The organism is Mycobacterium sp. IDUB_19, from assembly GCF_055419445.1.
The window spans coordinates 41,963-57,404 of record NZ_JBVAXR010000022.1 but is presented as its reverse complement, the minus strand read 5'-3'; the positions used below and the strand labels follow the sequence as shown (position 1 = coordinate 57,404).

12 protein-coding genes are annotated in these 15,442 nt (G+C 66.6%); 6 read left to right on the top strand and 6 right to left on the bottom strand.

Features of this window, described 5'->3' with window-relative positions; genetic code table 11:
- The first annotated feature begins 99 nt into the window (after positions 1–99).
- From ACZY0B_RS17805 to ACZY0B_RS17785, 5 genes are all read left to right on the top strand, one after another.
- Complete coding sequence (locus ACZY0B_RS17805; RefSeq protein WP_463765492.1) at positions 100–1,545, top strand: tyrosine-protein kinase domain-containing protein; 1,446 nt, start codon at positions 100–102, stop codon at positions 1,543–1,545.
- Positions 1,542–3,017: an O-antigen ligase family protein gene (locus ACZY0B_RS17800; protein ID WP_463765491.1), complete on the top strand. Its 1,476-nt coding sequence runs from the start codon at positions 1,542–1,544 to the stop codon at positions 3,015–3,017. Before ACZY0B_RS17805 ends, ACZY0B_RS17800 begins: the two co-directional genes overlap by 4 nt.
- A gap of 79 nt (positions 3,018–3,096) precedes the next feature.
- Positions 3,097–4,101: a glycosyltransferase family 4 protein gene (locus ACZY0B_RS17795; RefSeq protein ID WP_463765533.1), complete on the top strand. Its 1,005-nt coding sequence runs from the start codon at positions 3,097–3,099 to the stop codon at positions 4,099–4,101.
- Complete coding sequence (locus ACZY0B_RS17790; protein WP_463765490.1) at positions 4,098–5,054, top strand: aldo/keto reductase; 957 nt, start codon at positions 4,098–4,100, stop codon at positions 5,052–5,054. The genes ACZY0B_RS17795 and ACZY0B_RS17790 overlap by 4 nt, the downstream gene beginning before the upstream one ends.
- The gene (locus ACZY0B_RS17785; protein ID WP_463765489.1) at positions 5,051–6,754 is read left to right on the top strand and encodes an FAD-dependent oxidoreductase; all 1,704 of its coding nucleotides are present in this window, start codon (positions 5,051–5,053) and stop codon (positions 6,752–6,754) included. The genes ACZY0B_RS17790 and ACZY0B_RS17785 overlap by 4 nt, the downstream gene beginning before the upstream one ends.
- Before the next feature lie 5 nt (positions 6,755–6,759).
- Here ACZY0B_RS17785 and ACZY0B_RS17780 read toward each other — a convergent pair whose 3' ends face one another.
- Together ACZY0B_RS17780 and ACZY0B_RS17775 are read right to left on the bottom strand one after the other, a co-directional pair.
- Positions 6,760–7,803 carry a glycosyltransferase gene (locus ACZY0B_RS17780; protein ID WP_463765532.1) on the bottom strand — a complete coding sequence of 348 codons (1,044 nt, stop codon included), beginning with the start codon at positions 7,801–7,803 and terminating at the stop codon, positions 6,760–6,762.
- Positions 7,804–7,814: 11 nt separating this feature from the next.
- Positions 7,815–8,636: a class I SAM-dependent methyltransferase gene (locus ACZY0B_RS17775; RefSeq protein WP_463765488.1), complete on the bottom strand. Its 822-nt coding sequence runs from the start codon at positions 8,634–8,636 to the stop codon at positions 7,815–7,817.
- Between the two features lie 228 nt (positions 8,637–8,864).
- On the opposite strand from ACZY0B_RS17775, the gene ACZY0B_RS17770 reads away from it, so the two are divergent.
- The gene (locus ACZY0B_RS17770) at positions 8,865–9,740 is read left to right on the top strand and encodes a hypothetical protein (RefSeq protein ID WP_463765487.1); all 876 of its coding nucleotides are present in this window, start codon (positions 8,865–8,867) and stop codon (positions 9,738–9,740) included.
- A 36-nt stretch (positions 9,741–9,776) separates the two neighbouring features.
- On the opposite strand, the gene ACZY0B_RS17765 is transcribed toward ACZY0B_RS17770, so the two are convergent.
- The 4 genes from ACZY0B_RS17765 to ACZY0B_RS17750 all read right to left on the bottom strand — a co-directional run bounded on the left by ACZY0B_RS17765 (position 9,777) and on the right by ACZY0B_RS17750 (position 15,408).
- On the bottom strand, positions 9,777–11,723 hold the full coding sequence (locus ACZY0B_RS17765; protein ID WP_463765486.1) for a glycosyltransferase: 1,947 nt from the start codon (positions 11,721–11,723) through the stop codon (positions 9,777–9,779).
- Positions 11,720–13,183, bottom strand: a complete 1,464-nt coding sequence (locus ACZY0B_RS17760; RefSeq protein ID WP_463765485.1) for an oligosaccharide flippase family protein — start codon at positions 13,181–13,183, stop codon at positions 11,720–11,722. Before ACZY0B_RS17760 ends, ACZY0B_RS17765 begins: the two co-directional genes overlap by 4 nt.
- Positions 13,184–13,189: 6 nt before the next feature.
- Positions 13,190–14,695 carry a sugar transferase gene (locus tag ACZY0B_RS17755; protein ID WP_463765484.1) on the bottom strand — a complete coding sequence of 502 codons (1,506 nt, stop codon included), beginning with the start codon at positions 14,693–14,695 and terminating at the stop codon, positions 13,190–13,192.
- Positions 14,696–14,844: 149 nt separating this feature from the next.
- On the bottom strand, positions 14,845–15,408 hold the full coding sequence (locus tag ACZY0B_RS17750; RefSeq protein ID WP_463765483.1) for a dTDP-4-dehydrorhamnose 3,5-epimerase family protein: 564 nt from the start codon (positions 15,406–15,408) through the stop codon (positions 14,845–14,847).
- Positions 15,409–15,442: the final 34 nt, after the last annotated feature.

Genomic DNA, 15,442 nt, shown 5'->3' with positions numbered 1-15,442 from the left:
ACGATGCTGCATAATGAACGATGAGTTTGCTCAGCGGGCATGAAAGAGACTAAATGTATGCTCTGCACCGACTGGGGATGTTAGAAGGGTATTAGTTGGATGGATTTCCGTACCTTCGTCCGGATTGTCGGCGCGCACTGGAAGCTCGCCGCGGGCGCGTTCCTGGCCTGTCTCGTCGGTGCCGTCGTCGTCACGGCGTTGCAGACGAAGCATTACCAGTCGTCGGCCACGATCCTGATCTCGTTTTCCGGTGCCACTGACCTGACCGAGCTGTACAACGGCACGCTGACCGCGCAGGAACGGCTGTCGTCGTACGCCCAGATCGCCGGCGGACGCACGGTGGCCGAGCGCGCGATCAGCCAGCTCCAGGTTCCGATGAGCCCCGATGTTCTGGTGAGCCAAACGCAGGTGAAATACACCGCGAAGTCGATGCTCTTCACGATCGCGGTCAGAGACACCGATCCGGTGCGTGCCGCGGCGCTGGCGGGAGCGATGGCCGACCAGTTCGCCGTGATGGTCCCGACGCTCGGCGTGACTGGGCACTCGAACACCGGAGCGCCCCCAACGACCACGCCGCGACCCGACACGGGTGAGGCGCCCCTGCCGCCGGAGGTGCCCGGGCAGCCCACCCCCAAACCGTTGCCGGTAGCCAGGGCGCGAGTGGTGGAGGCGCCTCGGGTACCCGATCACGCGATCGCCCCGTCGCCGGTGCGCAATATAGCGTTGGGACTGGTCGCCGGCCTGCTTCTTGGTATCGCGGTGGCGCTGGCCCGCGAGGCGACCGATCGCACGGTTCGCACCCGCGAGAAATTGGAAGAACTTTCGGGCTTGCCGACGTTGGGGGAGCTGCCCGGAAAGCGCGGCACCGCACCGAAATTCGGCACCGATATCGCATTCGACGACGCGGTCCGGGGCCTGCGCACCCGGCTGACCAGGGCCATGGGACCCGATGCGCGCCGGGTGTTGGTGGCGGCGCCCTTCGGCGGTGAGGGAACCACGACGACGGTGCTGAACCTGTCGCGGGCATTCACCGAACTCGGCCAAGACGTCCTGCTCATCGAGGGCGACACCAGGCGGCCCGTGATCGCCGGTTTGCTGAGCGTCGAATCAGGAGAGGGGTTGGCGCATGCGCTGGCCGACCCGAGCATCGCCGTGCAAGCCGTGCGGCCGACCCCGATTTCGAGGCTGTTCCTGCTTGCGGCCCGGTCCGGCCGCCGCGGCGAGGGCGTGCCCGCCAGCGCGTTCACGCCGGACGTAATCGACAACGTGCTGGCGAACCTGTCTTCGCGGTTCGGGCACACAGTGGTCGACGGCCCGCCGGTGTTGGCCACGGCTGACTCCGGGCTGCTGGCCGGCGCGGTTCAAGCCACTGTGCTGGTGGTGCGCGCGAAGCGCACCACCGTCGATGAACTCACCGACGCGCTGGCAGCGCTGCGTGCGGCCGGCGCGCAGATCGTCGGAACCGTGCTGACCGATGCCCAACCGTCCGTGCACAGCAGGGCCGCCGCCCGCGCCTACCGGGGAAAACTCAGCGGGTCGTCGTGATTTTCTACCTGCGGAGTCGCGATCGCCTGATAGTGGCTGTTGCTCTGCTGGCTGTGTTCCTGTTGGGATGCTTCCTGTTCGGCGTGCTGTCCGTCCGTCGAACCACCGAGGGCGTGATGCTGATCGCCGCCCTGTTCTGCCTGGTCGTGTACTGGGTGAAACCCGAAGGGATGGTCGCGATCACGCTGTTCGGGGCGTTCGCGGCACTGCCGGAAGGTCTGCACGTCGGCAAGGTGATCGGTCCGGTCGCGATCTACGCCTACCAAATCGCCGCGGTGCTGGCGATCTTGTACCTGATCCCGATCGTGCGACCGCGGTTTTCCGATTACCTCCTGCCGGGGGTGTTCGCCATGACCGTGGTGCTCTACACCTTTTACGGATTCTGGGCCGGGCACGACGACCTGATGGTGGCGCGTGAATCGACGACGCTGCTCGAAATGGTCGGCGGGTTCGTGCTGGGCATGCTGGTCGTCTACGGCCATTACACCGCATGGTTGATCCGCGTGGTGATCGTCATTCTCTGGTTTTCGGCTGGCATGGCGATCGTCAGTTCGTTGCATGCCGTTCGGCTGGCCGGCCGGGCGGAAAGCCTGGAACAGGCGACGGGCGCCGGCCAGGCCCTGCGCATCGTCTTGTCCACCCAGACACCGGCAACCGCCGTGCTGGCCGCACTGGTCGCCGCCGCGATCGTCGGCCGGGTGAAGCCGGTGATGCTTTACGCGCTGGGGCCGCCCGCGTTGATCATCTCGCTGCTGTCCTTCTCCCGGAACACGCTGATCGCCATGGTGGTCGCCGCCTTTGTCGCGTTCCTTTCCAGCTTCGGGTTGCCGGCCCTGCGGCGGATGGTCACGGTTATCGCGGTCAGCGTGGCGGCCCTGGCGATCACGGTGCCCGGATCGCTGTTCTTGCTGCAGCATTCGCAGGCCGGGGCGTGGCTCAGCGATCAGTTCACCGCATTCGGCCAGCGGGTGCTCGGCGGGATTTCGACAAGCGCGCTCGCCGTGGACGACTCGACGCTGGACCGACTGCGGGAAAACGCCCGGCTCAATACCGCGATCGCCGAGGCGCCGATCTTCGGCCATGGTCTGGGCTACGCCTACCAGCTGCCGACCGGGAACGACCCGGATGCGTTCGCGTGGAAGTTGGGCCCCACCTACTCTCACCTCTTCTATCAGTGGTGGTTGGCCAAAGCCGGGGCCGTTGGCATGGCGGTGTTTGCATGGTTCGCGGCCACACCGATACTCAAGGCGGTGCGAGGCGCGTCGGCGCCGGCCAAAATCAGCGCGGCGGTCAGTGCCAGCCTGCTGGCGATATCCGCGGTCTGGCCGTTGCCGGAGATGCCGATGGATGCCTTGGCGTTGGGCCTGGTCCTGGGAGCGACGATGGGATTTGCCGGGCTTCAGCGCCGAGACCAGGAGACGAGCCAAGACATCGTCGACCGCGTTCCGGAGCTGGCCGCCACGCCCGGCTGATTTTTCGAAGCGTCACGCGGGCGGTTGCTGAGCTGGTTTATCTTGACCGTGTGGCCAGTCTGCTGGGGGACCTAGCTTGGTGTTAGCCGTTACCCATGTCGGGCCCGACATGTACAGCTTTGGCGGGACGCAGTCCGTGATCCGGGTCATCCGCGACAACAAGATCGGCGCCGACGATATCCGGGTCCTGTCCACCTGGGACGGGCGCAACCACGCGAAGAGCTTCCTTCTCACCGCACGCGCGGGCGTGGCGCTGGCCCGGACTCGACGCCCGGCCATCGTGCATTTCCACATCTCGAATGGCGGCGCGTGGTTGCGCGAGGGGCCGCTGATTCGGCTGGCGAGCGCTCGCGGTTTCTGCATCGTCGTCACCATCCACGGCTCCGACTTCAAAGAGTTCGCCGCGGCGCGCCCCCGCTTTGTCGGTGCCACGTTGCGACGTGCCGACCACGTGATTCTCTTGTCGGAGGAAGCTCGGGCCGCCGTTCTCGAGGTGGTGCCCTCGGCGGCGACCTCGGTGGTGGCCAACCCGATCCCGATCGATCTCGATGCTCCTCGAGCCGCCTCGACGCCACCCGTGGTGCTGTTCGCCGGCACCATCGGTCGCCGCAAAGGTGTCGACGATCTTGTCGCGGCCTGGCGGCTGCTCCTGGACGAGGGCATCGAAGGGCATTGCCGGATCGTCGGCCGCATCGACGACTACACCCCGCCACCCACCGAGCGGATGACCGTCGAGGGACCCGTACACCCCGACGACATCCGCGATCTGCTCCGGACGGTTCGGGTGGTAGCACTCCCGTCCTACGCCGAGGGGATGCCGATGATCCTCACCGAGGCCCTCGCCGGCGCGCGGCCGTTCGTGGCGACTCCGGTCGGCGGAACAGCGGAAATAGCGTCCGACCCGGGTATGCTCGTGCCCGTTGGTGATGTGCCCGCGCTGGCAGCGGCGATCGGCCGGTATCTGCGCGATCCGGGCTTGGCCGAGCGTGATGGGCTGCGCGGCCAGGCGCACATTGCGGCAACACGTAGCCCCAAAGTGATTGACGCGGAACTTCGCCGGATCTACGGGGGCTGTGGGCTTTGAAGCAAGTCGAACTGGAGGGACCGCAGCTCGCGGTGAGCGCGGTCGGTTTCGGATGCGGCGGTTTGCTGCAAGCGCCGTCCCGCAAGGAGCGGATGGCCGTCCTCGGCAGCGCCCTGGACAGCGGAATCACTCACTTCGACACCGCGCGGATGTATGGCCTGGGGATGGCCGAGGCAGAGCTGGGGGTGTTCGTACACACGGTCGGACGCGACGCCGTGACCATTGCCACCAAGTTCGGCATCGATGTCGGCGGCGCGGCGCGGCGTCTCGGCCGGTTCCAGGCTCCGGCGCGGGCGTTGCTACGCAAGGCGCCGGCGCTGCGCCGCGCCATCAAGCGACAGCAGGGGCCCGATACGACCGCCCGGGTCTACGACGCGGCCGTCGCGGCGCGCAGCCTCGACGAGAGCCTCGCTGCGCTGGGTGTCGACCACGTCGACATCCTCTTCATCCACGCCCCGAAGCCCGGCGACACGGTCGAAAGCGGTGAACTCCGCGAGTTCTTCGAGCGCGCCAAGCAGCAGGGCAAAATTCGCGCCTGGGGTGTCTCTCAAGACGAGGGGTTCGAGGTGGATTTTGCCGAGGAGTTCGCGCCGCGGGGCGTGAGCCAATTTCGCAGCGACCTGCTCAACCCTGCGCCGCGTCCTGCCGACATCGCGTTCGGCGTGCTGAACCGGTCGCACACGATGCTCGCCGGGGCACTGTCGGCCGACGAGCGGTTGGCCGGACACTGGCGCGAGGCCCTGCACGTCGATCCGCTGGCCCCCGGCGTGCTCCCGAAGCTGATCATCGGGTCGTCCGCCGCGGCGACGGGCGCGCGCGCGATTCTCTACAGCACCACCAAGGCACACCGGGTCGCCGAAGCGGCAAGCGCTGCCTCGTCGCCGCCGGACGCGGAGACGCTGACGCGGTTCCTCGCTCTCGTCGCCGAGTTCCGCGAAGGTGCTGTCGCGTGATCCGTGGCCCGGAGGACTTCACCGCGAATACGACGATCGAGACCGACGTCGTGGTCGTGGGAGCCGGCGCGATCGGCATCGCCACCGCGCTGGAGCTCGCCGGGGCCGGCGTGCAGGTGGCGCTGATCGAAAGCGGCCTGCAGCGTCCCGACGAAGCGGCCCAGGACCTGGCGACGCTCGATTCGCGACAGGACGACTACTTCCACTCGCGCAGCGAGCTCACGGTCCGCCGACAGGTGGGCGGTACTACTGCGCTGTGGGGTGGGCGCTGCGTCAAGTTCGACCCCATCGATTTCGAGGACCGGCCGATCACCTCGCAGGCGCCGTGGCCGATCGGGGACGAAGACATCGAGCCCTACCGGCAACGAGCCTGCGATTGGGCGGCGTGCGGTCAGGCAATATTCAATGCGCGCGATATCCCCGAGATCGCGAATCACGACCTGGTCGTTGGGCTGCCCGACGGTGCTGTGCGCACAACCGATCTCGAGCGCTGGGCCTTGCCGACGCGCTTCGGCCGCGAGTATCGGGCGGCATTGCGAGACGCCCCCACGCTCACTCTGTGGACCGGCCTCACGTGCACCGAGATCGTCACCACCGACGCCGGCGACGCCGTCGACCACCTCGTCGTCAAGGCGCTCGACGGCCGGGAGGGGCGGATAGTCGCGAGGGACTACATCGTCGCGACCGGTGGACTGGAGGCGACGCGGCTGCTGCTCGTGTCGAATCGCCACCATCCGGCGGGTCTGGGAAATGCCGGCGGCCACCTCGGACGCTGGTACATGTCGCACGTCGAAGCGCGCGTGGCGCGCGTACATTTCAACACCGACCAGGTGCTGCATGCCTACGAGCGGGACAACGACGGGGTGTACGTTCGCCGGCGTTTCACCTTCGACCCACAGCTACTGCGCGACTCCGGGATGCCGAACGCGGCCACCTGGTTGGTCAACCCGCCGATCAGCGACCCGAGGCACGGAAGCGGGATTCTGTCGGGCGTCTACCTCACCCTGATCTCGCCGGTCGGTCGTTTCCTGCTCGCGGAGGCGATTCGGGAGGCACACACCAAGCGGGCCGGTTCGCCACAGGTTCTCGCGCATCTGCGCAACATCGTCCGCGACCTGTTTCCGTCGATCCGGTTCGCGGTCACCTTCTGCTACGCCCGGTTCCTCCGCAGGGGCCGCAAGGCGCCGGGCTTTTTCGTGAAGAGCGCCGACAACCGATATTTACTGCACTACCACGGCGAGCATCTTCCGCATTGGGAGAGCCGCGTCGAGCTGTCCGACGAGCGAGATGCTTTGGGGATGCGCAGGATTCGCACTCATATGCACTTCTCCGACGCCGACTACGGCAGTGTGCGCAAGGCCATCGGCCTCATCGATGAACACCTGCGCCGCCACGGCGTCGGACACGTCGAGTGGTTGAGCGACGATGTCGAGGGCCTGGTGCACAAGTACCTGGCGGAGATGGGCGGTTTCCACCAGGTGGGCACGACTCGAATGTCCTTGGCGCCCACCGACGGCGTTGTGGACCCGAACCTTGCGGTGCACGGCGTGCGCGGGTTGTACGTCGCGAGCACGTCGGTTCTGCCGACGTCGAGCCAGGCCAACCCGACGCTGCTCGGGATCGCGCTGGGCGTCCGGCTTGCCGACCATGTCGCAAACGCTCGAGCGGCGTGCCGACGCCCGGATTTCAGGACCGCCTGAGCACGTCAGCGCCGACTGGCGAGCACTTCGGCGATGACGTCCAGGATGCGATCCGCGACGATGTCGACGGCGCAGTGCTGCGCGTAGTGACGCGCCGCCTGTGCCCCGAGCTCTGCGGCCACGGACGCGTCGGCCAGCAGATCGAAGGCGGCGGCCAGCCCGGCGACGTCGTCGACGCCGATCGGGGGGCAGCCCGGCGGCTGGTATTCGGGCAGGGCACCTGCGGTGGACACGATCGGCATGACACCCAGCTGCATCGAGAGCACCTGCACGCCGCTTTGCGACGCGCGCCGGTAGTGGCAGATCGACCCCTTCGCGCATGCCAGCGTCGGGATGACATCGGCGTAGCGGTAGCTGCCGTTGCGCCAGAGCGTGTGTTTGGGCAGGGCGCCGGCGTCTAGCGGCCCGTCTCCGATGAGCACCAGGTTGTCGCCGCGCCACCGTTGGCCATCGACATGTCGCTGCCAGGCCTCCAGCACGACGTCGACGTTCTTGTAGGGGTTGAGCCGGCCGAACAGGACGAAGTCGCGGCGTCCCTCGGCGCCCACGAACGGCGGAATCCGGGGCAGGTCGACGTCGCTGGCAAGCGGCACGACGTGCACCGGCGTGCCGGCGACGTCGCGGCGGGCGGCGACACCGGTCGCGACGTAGTCGCTATAGGTGATGGTGGCCGCCGAGCGGGCGCCCCAGCGGTCGAATACCGCACGCTCATAAGCCGGGGTCTGCTCGTCGGGGCCGTGCGGCTGGTCGTCGTGCACCACCTGGATGCGCGGGGCCAGCCCGGCCAGGGCGATCCAGCGCGGGTCCCGGACGATCTCGGCGATCACCACGTCGGGCCGGAACGTGCGGATGCGGCGCCACGCCCGCAAGGTCGGGCCCCAGGTCGCAGCGGTCTTGAACCGCGGATCGAGCACCAACTCGTAATCGCGGGCGGCGTCGGATTCCGGGTGTTGGTCGGAGGTCACCAGCAGCACGTCGGCCCCATGCCGGATCAGCGCCTCGCACTGTACGCGTACCGCAGGCCGCGTCCACGGCGAAAGCCAAAGCACCCGAGGCGAATTCACTGCTCTCCGTCAGCCTGGAGGAAGATGTCGGCGTCGGTCCACATCCGTGTCTCCAGCGAACGCCGGGGCAATCCCGCAAGCAGGTTTGTCACGCGTGGCGAGGCGAGCAGGCGCCAGGCCAGCGGATTGATCTTCGCCCGTGTCCAGATGTGCAGACCCATGCCCCCGAGGAACCACCACCGGGTTTTGGAGGTATGGAACTGCATGCCGAAGCGTGCGCCGATCAGTTCCAGCGTCGGCTTCTGATAGAAGGTGATGTGCTGCCCGGTGGCAAAGGCGTAGTACATCCATTCCTCCGGCGGCGGGGGGCGGGCGTCGAAGAGCTCCGTCGTGAAGACGATCGTGTCGGTGCCGGTGGTTTCGAGGAGCTCGGCCACGAATTCGACGGGGTCGGCGAGATGCTCCATCACCTCGAAGGCGGTGACGACCGTGTACGGCTTGCCCGGACCCGCGTCCGCCTCGAAACCACGGGCGGTCAGGTTGGGGGAGTACCTGTCGGTCCAGTAGTAATCGAAGCCGATGTCGCGCATCAGGCGAGTGAAAACGCCGTAGCCCCCGGCGGCGTCGAGAAACCGGCCGCGCGGATCGAACAGGAAGTACAACAGCACCGACATCACGCGCGCGAGGTATTGGTTGCGCCAGAGCAGCGTGGTATCCGCCGCTGCCAGGGGGCTGGCATACGCCTCGTCCAGCCAATAAGGCTCTTCGGTCTGCAGGCCACCGCAGTTGTCGCAGAAGTAGTAGGTGCAATCGAATTTGCACAGCACCTGGTGTGTGAACGCCGGCGTGGTGGCCGAACTGCAGATGCGGCACCGCACGGTCTCAAAACCTCCTGAGCATCCTCGCGACATCAGCAAACCCTGAGGACAGTGGTGAACCTACGGCACATTCAGCGCGATGGGCAACCCCGCCACGGGCCGATCGGCGGACTCGGGGCGTTCCGCGGTGCGTGGGAAATCGCCGGAGCTACAAGAACTCCCACGTTCGGCGTTGCCGACCGTGGCGTGCCATTTCTCTGCCATCGGGATGGTAGCTTTAGTCACCAAATGTCCAGAAGCGCGACACCGCCGCCCAAAGAGACGCTCAAGGGAAAGATCCGGCGGATCCTCGGCACCGAAACCCGGGATCAGCTCAAGGATCTGATCCTGTTCGACCATTCCCAGTCGCTGAAGGCCAACCACTCCAATCCGCTGAATCGCGCGGGCAGGAAGTGTTTTTCCTCGACCGACGAGGACGGAATAACGCTGGAGATCCTGCGCCGGGTCGGTCGGCTCGACGACGGAGTGTTCGCCGAATTCGGCGTCGGTGATGGGACGGAAAACAACACGCTGATTCTTGCCGCACTGGGCTGGAAGGGCTTCTGGGTCGGGGGACAGGATCTGGCCGTCGAATACTCCGACGGCGCGCACTTCACCTACGAGAAGGCGTGGATCACCGCCGAGAACATCCTTGCGCTGAGCCGCTCATGCCTGCAGAGAATCGGTGCTGCGCAGGTCGACGTGGTCTCCCTCGACCTGGATGGCAACGACATCTATCTGATCGAAAGACTCTTGGCAGACGGGATGCGCCCGAAGCTGTTCATCGTCGAGTACAACGCCAAGTTTCCGCCGCCGGTGCAGTTTCAGATCAGCTATGACCCCGACCATGTCTGGGAGTCCGACGACTACTTCGGAGCGTCGCTGAGCAGTTTCGCCGCGATGTTCGCACGCTTCGACTACCGCCTGGTCTGCTGCAATTCCCACTCGGGTACCAATGCGTTCTTCGTCGAAGGCGCGCTGTCCCAGCACTTTACGGATGTGTCGACAGACATCAGCGAGATCTACGTGGAGCCGCGGTATTTCCTCTATTCGGGGCGGTATGCGCAGCATAAGACGTCACCCCGCACGATCGCGAAAATCCTGGGACCACGCGGCCAGCGTTAGCCTCGCGCCACGAACGCCAAAACAGCAGAACAGGATTCACAGTATCGCGTCGACCGCCTCGACGTAGGCGTCGGTCATTGCCTCCACCGTGTAGTGCTTGCACATGCGCTCGAAGCCGCGTTGTCCGATCGACGGCAGCTCGTCGGGCTCCGTCAGGATTTGCGCCAAGCGCTCTCGCCATCCCGACGCCGACACGGGGTCGACGAGGTATCCCGCCTTGCCGAAGTCCAGCATCTCCGGGACGGCGCAAATCGCCGATGCGGCAACCGGAACCGCCCGGGCCATCGCCTCCAGGATCACCAGCGGGAACGCCTCGGAGCGGCTGGGCACACACAGCAGATCAGCGTCGGCCAGGGCGGGGCCGGGGCCGGCCACCCATCCGCGCCACTGCACCCGATCGCGCAGTTCCGCCGGCGTGCGTGCCTGCAGTCTCTCCCGATCCGGGCCGTCGCCGAAAATCGATAGCCGCCAAGGCATATCGGACAGCTCGGCGAGCGCCTCGACCAGCAGGTGTGGGTTCTTGTGTTCGAGGATGCGCGAAAGCATCACCAGGTGCAGCGGTTCGCCCGCGGTCCGGGTCCGGGGCGCGGGTTCGCCGATCCCGCGAACGCCGTTGGGGGCAATGAATCGCCGTCCCCACAGCCGATGCTGTGCGGCCAGCATGTCCCAATGCCGTTGCGCGAGAACGATGAATCCGTCAGCCTGACGCATCGCGGCGGTCAGCGGGCGGGAGTAGATGGGCCGGTCCTCCTCGGGAGGAACATGCGGTGCCACCAGCCAGCGCCGGCCCCTACCGGCCGCGCGCCACAACGTGGCGAATCCGGCCTCGGTGTTGGTGTCGGCGGTGATGAGCACCGTCGGGCCCTCCGGAGCGTCGATGATCGGCGCCCACCAGGGCTGGCGCACCACTCGCACGGTGGGCGGAATTTCGGCGATCAACGGGCCGAACCGCTGCATGCAGACGATCGTCACCGAGTAGCCGCGGCGGTCCAATTCTGTTGCCAATAACGCCTTTTGCCGCTCAGCACCGCCGTAGACCAGGCGGTTGGTGGAGATCACTACCGCCGGCAGGTCGGATCGCCGGCCAACGCCGGCGATCCTGGGCGCGGCGCGCTTCGACCATCTTTGCAGCAGCGTGGTGCCGGCCAGATACAAGTCCGCGTGATGAACGCTGCGCTGGTGTTCGAGCAGCAGCGCGGTGTTGGTGCGCGCCAAATCCAGATCGCGGCGGCGTTGCGCGCCCTCGCCGGCCGTCGGGTTACCCCGGTCGACCCCGAGCTCGTCGGCCAACAGCACACGCCAGCCCGCCGCCCGCGCCCGGGCCTGCCAGTCGGCCGCCTCGCCGTAGCCGAAGAACTCTTCGTCGAAGCCGCCGATCGAATTCCAGGCCGCACGGCTGATCGCCAGGCAGTTGCCGCCCAAATCGCCGTCGATGCTTCGTGATTCGGAGGGCTGACGGGCATAGCGGCCTGAGATCGGCGTGCCGCGCAGCGAGTCGGAGTAGCCGACGTCCGCCATCAGCGCCCGGGCCAGCGTCTGGCGGCGAGTCGCGATGTCCCACGCCCGGCCGGGCGCCGCGCCGTCGCGCGCCATCGGCGAGACCGCCGCGACGCGCGGCTGGGCAAGCAGCTCTCGGGTGCGGGTCAAGGGTCCCAGCACGCGGGCATTGGGATCGAGCAACAGCAGGTCGACGTCGGCAGGCAGGTGTTCCACCAGCGCGTTGAACGCCGCCGCGAGGCCGACATTCGACGGCCCGGACACCCAGTGCACCGCCGGGTACCGCGTGGCCAATTCCGCGCCGCCGCTGCCGTAGACATAGACCGGCAGTTCAGGCAGATGGCCGGCGAGGCTGGCCAGGCACGCTTCGAACGGCTCGTGAACGTTGTCGGCCACGATCAGCACCGCGAGCGAACGCGTCGACGGTAGTGCGGCCGTGTCGCCGACCGGGCGCTTCAGGTATGACCGATCCAATTCCCGGTTCATGCCGCGAGCTGACTCCGGCGCAGCGAGGTCACGTCCGACCAGCGCAGCGGGCCGACGGCTGCGCTGGTGGCCAGGTAGACAGCAGCCGCAACCACCAAAATCAAGACCACATGATGACCCGAGAGTAGAAGTGTCACAACGACACTGGCTCCCGTCGGCACCAGCACCCGCAGCAAGAAGACCACCGGCGTGCGGTAACCGCAGTGCCGGTGCAGCCACCAGCTGCTGATCACCAGGTTGAAGAACTCCGTGCACACCAGCGCGATGCCGGGGCCGACGGCGCCGTAGGGCCCCGCGAGGGAGAGATTGAGCCCGACGTTGAGCACCAGGGTGGCGATCGTGAGCCAGAACAGGATCCGCTGATGGTGGCTGGCGACCAACCCTTGGCCGAGCGTGCCGCTAACGAAACGCAGCGCCGCCGCGACGAACAACAACGCCAGAGTCGGCGTCCCGCGGGCAACGAACGCCTTGTCGCCGAACAGTCCGATCAACGGCCCGGCCAGCAGCGCGCCGACGACCGCGACCGGGACCGCGACGAAGTACATCAGCTCGACGCTGCGGCGCAAGAAGCCGGCGAACGCGGCGACGTCACGCGCGAACAGCTCGGTGGCCGTCGACAGCGTCGACTTCAGGAAGATCAGCGACACCACAATCGTGTTGAAGGCGATCGTGAAGGCCAGCCCATAGACGCCCACCTCGGAGTGGGTGCTCACCAGGGACAGGATCACGCCGTCGGCGCGGCAGTACAGCAGCCCGACAACGAGGAATCCGATGAGCGGCAGACTTTCCCGCAACAGATCGGCGGCCTCGCGTGGCGCGAAGATGGGGCGCACCGAGATGTGCCGCATCGCCGCCGTGCCCTGGATCAGCAGCGCCACGGCGGGCGGGATGAGTTGGGCGACGGCGAACCAGATGACGTTTGACCGCTCCGCGACTAAAAAGGCGACCATGCCCAAAGCGCCCAGCCGGCCGACGACGTCGGAGATGGCCACCGCGGAGAACCGCACGGTGGCGAGAAACACCGGCTCGAAGCGCGTCACCATGGTCTGCATCAGCAGCGCCCCGGACAGCACGATGAGCATCACTTGCACATCGGAGTCGTGATAGATCAGCAAGCCTGACGCGGCCGCCAGCAACGCGAGCGGAACACAGTAAACCAGCGCCAGGCCGCTGTTGATGCGCACCAGGCGCTCGAGGTCGCCGCGTCCGGAGGTCACGCGGCGCACGATCACGGTGGCGATACCGAGATCGGCCAGGCTGGTCCACATGGCGATGAAGAGCATCGCGATGGAAAGCAGGCCGTAGCGCCCGGGGCCCAGATAGCGCGCGGTCATCGCGACCGACACCACCGAGGCCAGCATTCCCAGCGCTCGGCAGATCAATTGGATGGAGAACGCGTGAGCCATCCGCCGCAGCGGCACCGACGGTACGACCGCACCAGGTGCCGTCGGCTCAGTCATGACTCCCTAGTATGCGCCGTGGCTTGTGAGAACGGCCTTCACCGTCTTGGCAATGATCATGAGATCACCCGCCATCGACCAGTTGTCGACATAGGACAGATCCAACCGGACCGCCTGTTCCCACGAAAGGTCTGAGCGCCCGCTGACTTGCCACAAGCCGCTGACCCCGGGCTTGACCAGCAGCCGGCGCTTGACGTCACCGTCGTAGGCCTCGACTTCCCGGCGCAGCGGCGGCCGCGGCCCGACCACGCTCATATCGCCCTTGATCACGTTGATGAACTGGGGCAGCTCATCGATGCTGAATCGGCGCAGGATTCTGCCGACGGGCGTGACCCGCGGGTCCTGGCGCATCTTGAAGAGCATGCCGCCGGTGCTTTCGTTGTGCGGCAGCAGGTGGTCGATCTGCTTGTCGGCACCGTCGGTCATGGTGCGAAACTTCAGCATGGTGAAGGGATTTCCATCTATGCCGATGCGTTCGGACCGGTAGAAGACGGGGCCCCTGCTGGTCAGCTTGACAGCGATCGCCGCGGCGATCAGCAGTGGTGCGGTCGCGATCAGGGCTGCCAGGGAGAAACAGAAGTCGAAGGCCTGCTTCTGAAAGCGCTGTGTCCCTTCGTATTGCGGCTTTTCGACATGCAGTAGTGGCAACCCGCCGGTCAGCTGCAGAGTCAGCCGCGCCTCGGCGACGTCCATCACCCCGGGCGAGACCACCAGGTCGACGTCCTTGGTCTCCAACTGCCACATCAGCTCTCTGATCCCGCGCACACCGAAATGCTCGGTCCGGGTCACCGCTACGGTGTCCGCACCGCAGCTGCCGATCGCGTCCACCGCATGGCGTTCGTCACCCAGGATCGGGATCTCGCGGCCGTCGACCAACAAGGTGTTACCCCGCGACGGCCCGTATCCGGGAATGCAGACCCCGACCACGACGCAGCCGGCCCTGGGGTTGCGCGCCAGCTCATGCGCCAGGTGTGCGACTGCCTGCCGGTCTCCGATTGCCATTACGTTGGTCTGACATTGGCCGCGTGCCCGCAGGCTGCCGATGTGGCGGCGCCACAAGCTGCGGCTGGCCAGCAGTCCGAGGGTGCCGGCGGGAAGTGCAATCGCGAGGTAACCGCGGGCCAGGTCGACCTTGGCCAGCAGGGTGACCATCGCGATGATTCCGAACGTCCAGAATGACGCGCTGCCGATCCGCCGGTACTCGTCGATGCCCGTTCCGATGAGCCGCGCAGATCTCGTCTGGAATACCGCCAGAGCCGACAGCCACAGCGCTGCGAAGAGAATCGAGAACAGCGTCATGACCGGGCCCGAGTACGCCGAGGTCCGGGCGGGGGATTCCCCGAATCGCACGTACTGCGCAAGCATCACCGATCCGAAGACGATCACCGAGTCGGTGACGCGCAGTCGCCCCGAGTAAAGGTTCTGCCAACGCCGCGCGGCGCTGGCGCCGGACGCGGCCACCTGTTGCGTGATTGCCGAACCCGGAGTCCGGTTGCCGGGCAACGAGATCATTCCAGCAGGCTTTCGCTTATACGGTGGCTGGTTGGGGCGGAACGCCGTCGTGGAGGGCCCCGGAGAAATCGGCATGATCATTGCGCGGCGCCCTTAGATAGCACATGACTGGTAGGTCAGCTGCAGAGCCGGCGCTGTCGCGGCACCCCTCAGCATGAAGCTGCGCTCACGATCGGTACTGACCGGGGCACATATGCGGGCCAGCTGGCGTCCTCCTCGGAGATGACGGTGACTGGCAGCGGCCATTCGATGCCGAATTCTTGGTCGTCCCAACGTAATCCGTGCTCATCGGCCACCTCGTGCCGACCGCTGATCTGGTAATTGACCTCGGTGTTGGCGGTCAGGGTCTGAAAGCCGTAAGCGACGTACGGCGGCAAGAACAGCGCCCGGTGGTTGTCGGCGTTCAGCTCCACCATCACGTGGTCGCCGAAAGTCTGTGCCTCGGGCCGGATGTCGACGACAGCCGCCGCAATAGCGCCACGGGTGCAGCGCACCAGCCTGGACTCGGCGTCGGGAGGCAGCTGATGATGCAGGCCCCGCACGGTGCCCCGGGTGTAGTTGAAGAAGACATCCGTCTGCGTGACCGGGAAGGTCAGGCCGTAACGATTGAATTCGTTGGCGCAGAACGAACGTGACGAGAAGCCGCGGTGGTCCCGTCGCGGTTCGAGGTCGACGATCGTCGCGCCGGCGACCTTCGTTGGCGCGTACTTCACGTACCGCTCCTTGAGCTGGATTCGTCTGCGGCGG

Bases quoted from the DNA above. Each gene is read 5' to 3' on its own strand.
- ACZY0B_RS17760 (WP_463765485.1), bottom strand. From the start codon at position 13,183: ATGACTGAGCCGACGGCACCTGGTGCGGTCGTACCGTCGGTGCCGCTG.
- ACZY0B_RS17755 (WP_463765484.1), bottom strand. From the start codon at position 14,695: ATGATCTCGTTGCCCGGCAACCGGACTCCGGGTTCGGCAATCACGCAA.
- ACZY0B_RS17765 (WP_463765486.1), bottom strand. From the start codon at position 11,723: ATGAACCGGGAATTGGATCGGTCATACCTGAAGCGCCCGGTCGGCGAC.
- ACZY0B_RS17805 (WP_463765492.1), top strand. From the start codon at position 100: ATGGATTTCCGTACCTTCGTCCGGATTGTCGGCGCGCACTGGAAGCTC.
- ACZY0B_RS17770 (WP_463765487.1), top strand. From the start codon at position 8,865: ATGTCCAGAAGCGCGACACCGCCGCCCAAAGAGACGCTCAAGGGAAAG.